4 protein-coding genes are annotated in these 8,890 nt (G+C 64.0%); 2 read left to right on the forward strand and 2 right to left on the reverse strand.

Going from position 1 to position 8,890, the window contains the following annotated elements:
• Positions 1-245 precede the first annotated feature (245 nt).
• Positions 246-4,700 (forward strand): AAA domain-containing protein, encoded by a 4,455-nt coding sequence (locus I0C86_RS24580; protein WP_196203649.1) that lies wholly within the window; start codon positions 246-248, stop codon positions 4,698-4,700.
• Between the two features lie 11 nt (positions 4,701-4,711).
• A complete protein-coding gene (locus I0C86_RS24585) occupies positions 4,712-5,530 on the forward strand; it encodes a hypothetical protein (protein ID WP_196203650.1) in 819 nt (272 codons plus the stop codon).
• 803 nt (positions 5,531-6,333) lie between these two features.
• Here the strand turns inward: I0C86_RS24585 and I0C86_RS24590 are convergent.
• Both I0C86_RS24590 and I0C86_RS24595 read right to left on the reverse strand, forming a co-directional pair.
• Complete coding sequence (locus I0C86_RS24590) at positions 6,334-7,095, reverse strand: ISAs1 family transposase (protein WP_407676347.1); 762 nt, start codon at positions 7,093-7,095, stop codon at positions 6,334-6,336.
• 1,270 nt (positions 7,096-8,365) lie between these two features.
• Positions 8,366-8,662, reverse strand: coding sequence for a hypothetical protein (locus tag I0C86_RS24595; protein WP_196203651.1), 297 nt, complete (start codon positions 8,660-8,662; stop codon positions 8,366-8,368).
• Between the last annotated feature and the right edge of the window lie 228 nt (positions 8,663-8,890).

The raw sequence follows: 8,890 nt of genomic DNA on the forward strand, positions 1-8,890 counted from the left end.
GTGTCACCCCTGCTCACTCGTGGCGGCTGGACACGCCGCCGCACCGCACCGCGATCCCATCGCACAGGCGGTTTCTAGAGCCTGACAACAGGGGGTGGCTCCCGTGTCACTTATGCGCGACCGCAACGGCGCTGGGGCGAGCGGTGCTCAAGACGATGCGAGCGTGATTCACTCACGCTGGGACTGTTGCCCAGTGTGGTGGCCTCGATGCATCCTGTGCTGTTGGGCTAGCCCAAGGAGGCAGGATGCTGGACTCTCCCTCACCGACAGACCCTGAAATCATTCGGCTGACCCGTGGGCTGGCCACCCACCTACAGGCACAGGTCAGGGGTGCCCGCCGCCAAACTCGTGACACCCTCACCGGTCGCAAGCCCTATTGGCTAGCCCACGCGCCCCGCCTTGCCGGATCGCCCGATCCGCGCGTACTCCTCGAGGTCAACCGCACCCCACTACCGAGTCCTATCGTGCCACCCTCGTCGATTCATGCCTGGCTTGACCAGGCGGAGTGGACCACCCCAGACGGACCTGAGCCGCAGCTCAGACCCCCAGGGTCGGAGCACTCAGTCGATGATGTCGAGGTTCCCGACGCGGTACGACACACCTACCAGAACTGGCTTGAGCGTTGGCGGGAGTGGAGAGACGAGGAGCACGACATCGCTTCCCAGCGACTCTGCTACGAGCAGCTCGAGCGGCTGGAACGGGAGGCGCTACAGCGTGCGGACGTTGAAGAGCTCGTCCTCGGCGTGGGTCTTCTCACCTCCTCCGATGCGTCAGGCTGGTCACTGCGCCGCCACCTACTGATCTGGTTTGTTACCATTGAGCGTGATCTGGAGACGGATTCCTTGCGGTTGGTGCTCCCGACAGGACCGCAGGCGCAGTTCGAAGACGGGGACTTGCGAAACCTGACGGATGCTTATAAGCCGCTTCACGGCCGCGGACCCTGGCAAGATGAACTAACCGCGCTTTATCCGTTCTCGCCGGGTGTGTCGACCCTGCTGAACGAATGGAAGAAGCGGTGTTGGAACGCGCCGCTGTCGTTCGATCCGCAGCACCGGGAACCGCCGATACTGGATGGCGGAGAGGTTGCCCAGGTGACTCTGGCTCCTGCTGTCTACCTTCGGCCGCGTGACAATCGCGGATTTGAGAAGTTCTACGCAGCCATCGCGGCGAGTCTTGACGGGCCGGACGCCGCTAGCCCGCTGGGGTTGGCGCAGCTCGTATCCGAGGTCGATGCGGAGCAGCGACTGCGATGGTTGCAGAGCACGCCGCAGGGCCAGCGGCGGATGATCAGCGCCGACCCGTTGTTTCCTCGCGCGAGTAACGGCGAGCAGCGTCGGGTGCTCGAAGATCTCAGCGGAGACACGGTCGTTGTTGTGCAGGGGCCACCTGGTACCGGCAAGACACACACCATTGCCAATTTGATCTGCGCGCTGCTGGCCGACGGCCAGCGGGTGCTGATCACCAGTCAAAAGGGCCAAGCCCTGCAGGTGTTGCGTGACCAGTTGCCGCCTGCTGTCCGCCAGATGTGCGTTGCCATGAACGGGTTGCAGCGAGGCGGCGGTGACGAGCTGGGCCGCAGCATCAACGCTTTGTCCGACCTGGCGGCCCTGACGAAGCCTGAGGATCTCCGGCGTGACATCGCGAAGCTGCGACTGCAGCGCACTGACCTGAACACCAAGCTGGACCGGGCTATCCGCGACCTACAGCTGGTGCGAGAGCAGGAGCACACCAAGCACCCAGCGATCGCTCGCGGGTACGCGGGCACCCTCAGAGATCTTGTGAGTTCGATCAATGCCGGCCGAGACCGTTACAGTTGGATTGAACCACTACCAGTGGGCGTGCCGCCCGACCCACCCCTCACGAGCGACGAAGGTCGCGAGCTGTGGCGTCTGCTCGCCTCCGAGACGGAGGAGCGTCGCGCACGCGTCAACCAGATCATCCCCGAGCCGGATGTCGTCCCGCCCCCCGGTCGGATTACCGCGATCGTGACCACCATCGCCGCAGCCGAACGCATCCTCGGCACCGACCGGTCCGCCCCAGCCTGGACTTTGGCTAACCTGACCGACGCCTCACTCGGCGAGATTGAACGTCATATCGACACTGCGGCTGACGCGCTCGCTACCTGCGGATTACCCGACATACTCACTGAGTGGGACGCGGCGGACTGGAGACTGCGAGCGGCCGAAACGCTCCTAGCACGACGGAATCCGGCGTACTGGAACGCCCTGTTCGACGAGATCGGCCAAGTGGAACCCCACAGTCATACCCTTACCGCACTGGACGGCACCGAGATCGATCTCGGTCCCGCTCCCAAGACCCCACATCAACTGTCCCGTCTGTTAGGGCAGGCTAAACGGCTACGCGCCCACCTAGCGAGGGGCCGCCGTCTGCGCCGGGTCCTCCGACCACAAGCGCAACTGACTGCCACGGACCTTCTTGAGACTTGCATGATTGACGGTACGCCACCCAGTACTGTCAATCACTTGAGCGTGATCATCACGCTGCTGCAAGCCGAGATAGCGGTGACTAGAGCTCTAGATGCTTGGGCAGAGGTAGGCGTACCCGTCATTCATGGGCCACTGCGCCGACGGGTGGCCCAGCTGAACGACACTTCCCGCAATGCCCAGGCCATTAGGAAACTCATCACCGCCCGCGACGGCATCGAGCAGGTACTACGCCGGCAGGGCATCAGGTATGCACTGCGAAACCCAGCCGACTGGGACCTGCTTGTCGCTGTGATGCGAGCGAAATCCGTCGTAGCAGGAGCCCGGCAAGCCGCAGAGAGCCTGACTCAAACAACCGAGGCCCTCCATCTTTGGAGCCTGCGAGAGCAGGCTGCCCCAGAACTGACCCAACTCCACACAGCACTTCGTACCCGCGACCTCGACCGCTACGCCGCACTGCGTGCGCAGCTCGACCAGGGCCGCGTAGACAAAAAGGCCCAGCAGCGCTGCGAAGCACTGACTCACGCCCTCACACAGGCGCACCCCGATTTAGCGCACCGACTGACCCGCAGCATCGAAGACCCCAGCTGGCACGACCGGCTCAGCGAGTTCGAGTTCGCGTGGTCCTGGGGCACGGCGGTCGCCTACCACCACCTAACGCGACAGCCCGGCCTCGACCAGACCTACGAACAGCACATCGACGACATCGAACAGCGTCTCCAAGAGGTCACCGGGAACCTCGCCGGCAAGCAGGCGCTCATGCACTGCCTCACCCGCATGACTGAACCACAGCGCGCGGCACTGCAGTCCTACAAGAACCACGTGAGCGCCGTCGGCCGAGGTCACGGACGACACAAGGAGCGGGCTCAGAAAGCCGCTCAAGCAGCCATGGTTGAAGCTCGCGATGCTGTCCCAGCCTGGATCATGCCGCTCGCGGAGATCGCCGACGCCCTCCCACCAGAAGCGGACGCCTTCGACGTCGTCATCGTCGACGAGGCCAGTCAAGCCGGGATCGAAGCACTCTTCCTGCTGTGGCTCGCGCCTCGAATTGTCGTCGTCGGCGACGAGCAACAGTGCGCGCCCGGGCAAAGTCCCAACACCGACAGCAGTGCTGTTTTCGACAGCCTTGACCGTCACCTCGACAGCTTGCCCCTTCACAAACGACAGGACTTCAGGCCCGACTCCAATCTCTACGAACTACTGTCCACGAAGTTCCCAAAGGTCATCCGGCTTTCGGAACACTTCCGCTCCATGCCCGAGATCATCGGATGGTCCTCAGCACAGTTTTACGACAACCGTCTCGTACCCCTACGTCAATTCGGTGCGGACCGACTCGATCCGCTCAAGGTAGTGCAGGTGAAGGACGCGATAGAAGAGGGCAGAGATGCAAGCCTGCGTAACCGTGCGGAGGCCGAAGCCATCGTCGATCAAGTACAGAAAATGATCGAGGACCCCCTGTATCGCGGGAAGAGCATCGGAATCATCGCACTACAGACCGGGCGGCAGGTCCAGGTCATCGAAAGCCTGCTCGATCAGCGCATCGACCCGGTCGATCGGAAGGATCGCGCGATCCGAGTCGGCCAACCGCCCGACTTCCAAGGCGACCAGCGTGACGTCGTCCTTCTATCGATGGTGGTCACAAGGGCGAAGAAGGCGCTCACCGCCCGTGCCGAACGACGCCGCTACAACGTCGCGGCTACTCGAGCCAAAGACCAAATGTGGCTCTTCGTCTCCACATCATCGGAAACTTTATCCGCAACCGACCTGCGTCACTCCTTGGTGACTTACATGCTCCATCCGCCGGCGACTCTTACGACCGACCCTAGCCTCGACGACGCCCCTCCTGATAAACGTCAACCTCCCTTCCAATCCCTGCTTGAGCAACGAGTCTTTCTCGAACTGCGCCGACAGGGCTACGCCGTCGTACCTCAGTATCCGATCGCCAACCACCGCATCGGGCTCGTTGTGATTGGCGATAACGGACGACTTGCCGTCGAATGCGACACCCCCGAGATCGGCAAAGACCCCGACCAACTCCAGCGCGATGTTCAGCGAGAGCGAGAGCTGCGACGGGCAGGGTGGCAGTTCGTCCGCATCAGAGAGAGCGAGTACCTCTTGGACCCGGAGGCCGCCCTTGAGGAGCTGTGGCGACAGCTAGAACAGCGAGGCGTCGAGCCACGCTCGCTACCACCCGCCCCCCGCCACCAAGCCCGTTGGAAGCCCGCGCCCCTTACGGACGTCGAAGACGACAGCTAGGAGACCCGAATATGCTCGAAGGCGTTGATGACAACACTCTCGAAGAAATCGCACGTATCGCATGTGGCGGGGAGGACCTGCCCGTTTACAGGCGTGGAACCGAACTTCCCAAACTGCTGCAACAGGCCGGTTGGGACAATGTGCCCCGCTACAACGGCGAACATCGCCGCGACTGGCTCACCCAACACCTACGCGCTCGCCGCGCGGTGCCAGGTGCTATAGACGCCGTTGTCTGTCGGCTCGTCGACCGACGCGAGTACATCCACCGCAATGAACCCCTCGCGGTAGCTGAAGTCACCCAGATCATCAACGTGCTCCTCGCCGCCGAGGGCTACGAAGTAATACATGCTCAGGGACGTCCCACTGTCCGTCCATACAAGCCGGCGTCGGACCACGAGCAGGCCGCACCAGAGACCGCTCTACATGTATCCATAACAGATCTCATCAGTGACCCAGAACTCGCCAGCGTGCTCGAAGACCGACTCAACGAAGCGCGCATCTGTGACCGTAACGGCGCCTACACAAGTGCGATTATAATGCTTGGCAGCCTGCTAGAGGGGGTCCTTCTCGACGCGGTCAAGACGCGGATGCCTGACGGGACAAGATCGCCCGACAAGCTGTATCTCAGCGATCTGATCGAAGCCGCACATCAGAATAAGTGGATACAAGCCGATGTTCGCAGATTCGCTAGTGTCCTTCGCGAATATCGCAACCTCGTGCATCCCAATGCTCAAGTGCGACTCGGGCACGCGCCCGACCGAGACACGCTAAGCATGTGTTGGCCCGTCATCAACGCAGCCCTGAACGATCTTGCCGCGACTGCAATCTGACGACCCCGTAAACAGGCTGACTACCCGGGCCTCAGCCAGTCACGCACGGGCTCGCCACTGCGGCGTGTACGGTGCCAGAACGGTGCCGTTGCGTCGTGGGATCGTTCGACGCGTTGAACCCTTGTCGGGGCCGCGGCAGGGCCATTGTGTGTTCGATGGATGGCCGCTTGAGCTGGGGTTATACGGGTGATCGGCCTTTGTGTAGGTGGCCGGGGCAGGTGAGATCGCCTAGGTGATCATGGGTTCTCTACCTCCCCGGACACCTTCGAGGGCAGCCCGGAAGCTCTGCTCTTCAGGAATTACGGCCGGGCAGTCCGAATCCCTCACCCAGCTGGCCGAGACCCTGAAGTAGCCGTCCCTCAGCCCGGGTTAGGCCACCCGGGCCGAAGGGCGAAAGGTGGGCCGCAAGCGGCATGTTCGCGTCCGGGATGGCATGTTGCGCTTGGCCGTTTCGCTCCCGGCCGGGCATACCGCGCTTGGCCGCTTCGCTGTCGGCGCATCGGCCCGGTCGGCGCGGATGACCAGCAGGCACGATGAAGCCCGGTGCCCGTCGAGGTATAGCCGACGCCGGACAGTCGATCGTTGTGGTCTCGCTGTTAACCGCGTCGGCTCCGCCTGCGCCGAAAGAGCAGGCCTGCGACGGCCGCCGCGATGGCGGCCAGGATGGTCCAGTCGCCCGCAACGGTTGCCTCCGGCAAGACCGGCACCGAGTTCGACTCATGCCCGCCGCTCGCGGGCGCTGTGCTCATGCCGATACGGTATCGCAGTAGACGAAGGCTGTGCGGGGCGCGTCTTGCGGCCCGCTACCACGACCCGGCGAGCAGCGGGCCGCCCACGTCGGCCGTGGCAGGGTCTTGCGTTCTGGGGTTTGTGCTGGTGATGGCGGTGATGAGGTCGTGGGGGCGGCGGTTAGCGCGTCGGGTAGCGCGGGCGATGTTGGTTTCCCCGCTGAGTCGGTGGAAGCCGATCGCGATGTTACGTAGGGTGGCCATGACGGCGGGTCCGTTACCGGTCCGAGCTTGATAAAGATCTTCACGGAACGTTACGTCCCGGACATGGTGGACAAGGTTTTCGATCAGCCACTCGCGGCGGATCCACTCCTGCACGTCGTTTGGGTGGGCGTCGGTGGCGGGCAGCGAGGTGGTGAGGTACGCGGTTTCGCGGCTGGTCTTGCCGCTTCTGGTGATGGTGCGGGTTCGGGTGATGCGGATGGCCTGTTCGGCGTGCGGGAACCCGATCCCGCCGGGAGTGGTGACGGTGACGGCCTTGACAGTGCGGGTCTCGGACCGGCCGTGGCCGCGGTCGCGGGTCTGGTGGCCGATCGGGATCTGCGCCCACGGCAGGGTCTTGAGCTGCGCGAACAGGGTCGGTTGGTTGGCCTTGACCGGGATCAACAGGTGCGCGCCCCGGCGGGGGTGTGGTTGAGACCAGTGGACCGGCGACAACCTCGACGAGATCAAGGAGTTGCAGCCGGACGCTCGACTGACCGCCGACAGGGACCTTGAGATCGAGCGTGTCGATGAGCCCGGCAAGTGGATGGTCGTGGCCGGAACGACGCCGTTCACCGAGCTGAGTGACCGAGTATCCGATCGACGGGGGTTGACTGCTGACAGGACACTGCCAAGGTGTCCTACCCCTGGAAACCGGCCCCGACCGCGACGCCACCGCGAAATCGACAGAAGTGGTTCATGCGCCTCAACCGTCGAGGCAAGCAGCTCGTTGTCGTCGCTGCACTCCTCGTCGCCGGCTCGGGGAACCTAGGAGTCGGCCTCATCGTCGAGGAGGTCCAGCAGAGCAGGCAGCATAACCAGGTAGGGGCCGTATCGCCCGCTTCCGACCCCATCGCGCCGTCGGTCGGGGACGCATGCATAGAACCGGGGCAAATCGCCGAGGCCGCTGACGGGACGCCGATGGTGTGCCGCAACAATGAGCGCGCCAAACCTACGTGGCGGCCGGTGAGCGAAATCCCCGGGCCACCACCGACGCTCGCCGCCCGCCCGGAGCCAACAGCAACGAGGACGTCGCCCGGGACGACGAAGCCCACGACCATACCTTCGACGCGCAAGCTGACACCGAGTCCGAAGCAGTCGCCGCGTTACCAACAGGGGGTGCACCCAGGGGCGTTTTGTAAGCCGAGGGGGGCGCTCGGGTACACCGTCCGCGGAGTGCGCATGGTTTGTTCGTGGCAGCGGGGTGACATCCGGGCAAGGTGGCGACAAGCCTGACCCCCGTCGTACGGTGACAGTGGATCATTTGATCATCGCTGGACGTGAGTAGCCGGCCCTGGTGCACATTCCGGCGCTCGAAAGCGCGTTGAACGCCTCCCTGTACCGTCCGTACGGCCCTGGCCACGTTGAAAAAGGGAGCCTCACCTCACCCCAATCCTGGCCCTCCCACACCCACCGTGACCAGCACCATCGCGATGGAAAGGGCTCAGCGTGGCCGGGGCGACGAAGAAGACCGACCACCGCTCGCAGGGGAGTAGCCGGGACAGCGCCGCGAGAACAACTCGATCTTCCTGACGGAGGTCCGGATGGTGCACCTTGTAGAGTGCCAAAACTGGATTCCGGCTGCTGACCTGCGGTTTCAAGGACTCGTTCAGACGGCCCGGTGGTACTCGTTGATGGCTCCCCCAGCCGTCGTCGGCGTTTGGCGGCGTCGTCCGGCGGACGGTACCCAGCCCGACCCAGTGTCCCAGCCCGAGCAGTTCGCCTTGGATGCGTGTGTGGCCCCACCGTGGATTCTCGGCGGCCATCCGATAGATCAACTCCGGGACCTCGGGACTGACCGGCGGGCGGCCGTCACGGCTGGGTAAACGTCCAGCTCGTTGTTCCCTTACATGCCCATTAGGTCCAGCGACGTCGTACCAGCCGTCAATGCCAGGCCAGCAGGGTTGCCGGGGTCACGATCGGTGTGGGTGCGGACCGCGCGGGGTAGGAACCGGGCGAGGGCGGACAGGATTGCCCGGTCTGGCCAGGACAGCCCTGGTCGGCTGCGGACCTGCCGGCGAAGCACCGCGATCTCGTGGCGCAGCACCAACAGCTCTGCGAGCACCGCGCTGTCACTGCGTGCCGCGATGAACAGGGCCTCAAACATGCGGGTCGCGAACAGATAGATCAACCGGAACGCCATGACTCTCAAGGTGCCCCAGCCTTGCGAGGGCCCAGCTCAGAGCGCGCGACACGTATTGACACCGTACAGGCGCGACCGAGATGGTTCTGATTGCGGTGGTGCCGGGCGACACGGCGAATTAAGGTCGGCGCCGGATGTACCGAGCGCCTAGGCTTTGTCGGTCGGTCGGTCGGTCGGTCGGTCGGTCGGTGGGTCGGTCGGTCGGTCGGGTCGGGTCGGGTCGGGTCG

Source organism: Plantactinospora alkalitolerans, assembly GCF_015690345.1.
GTDB classification, from domain to species: Bacteria; Actinomycetota; Actinomycetes; order Mycobacteriales; family Micromonosporaceae; genus Plantactinospora; species Plantactinospora alkalitolerans.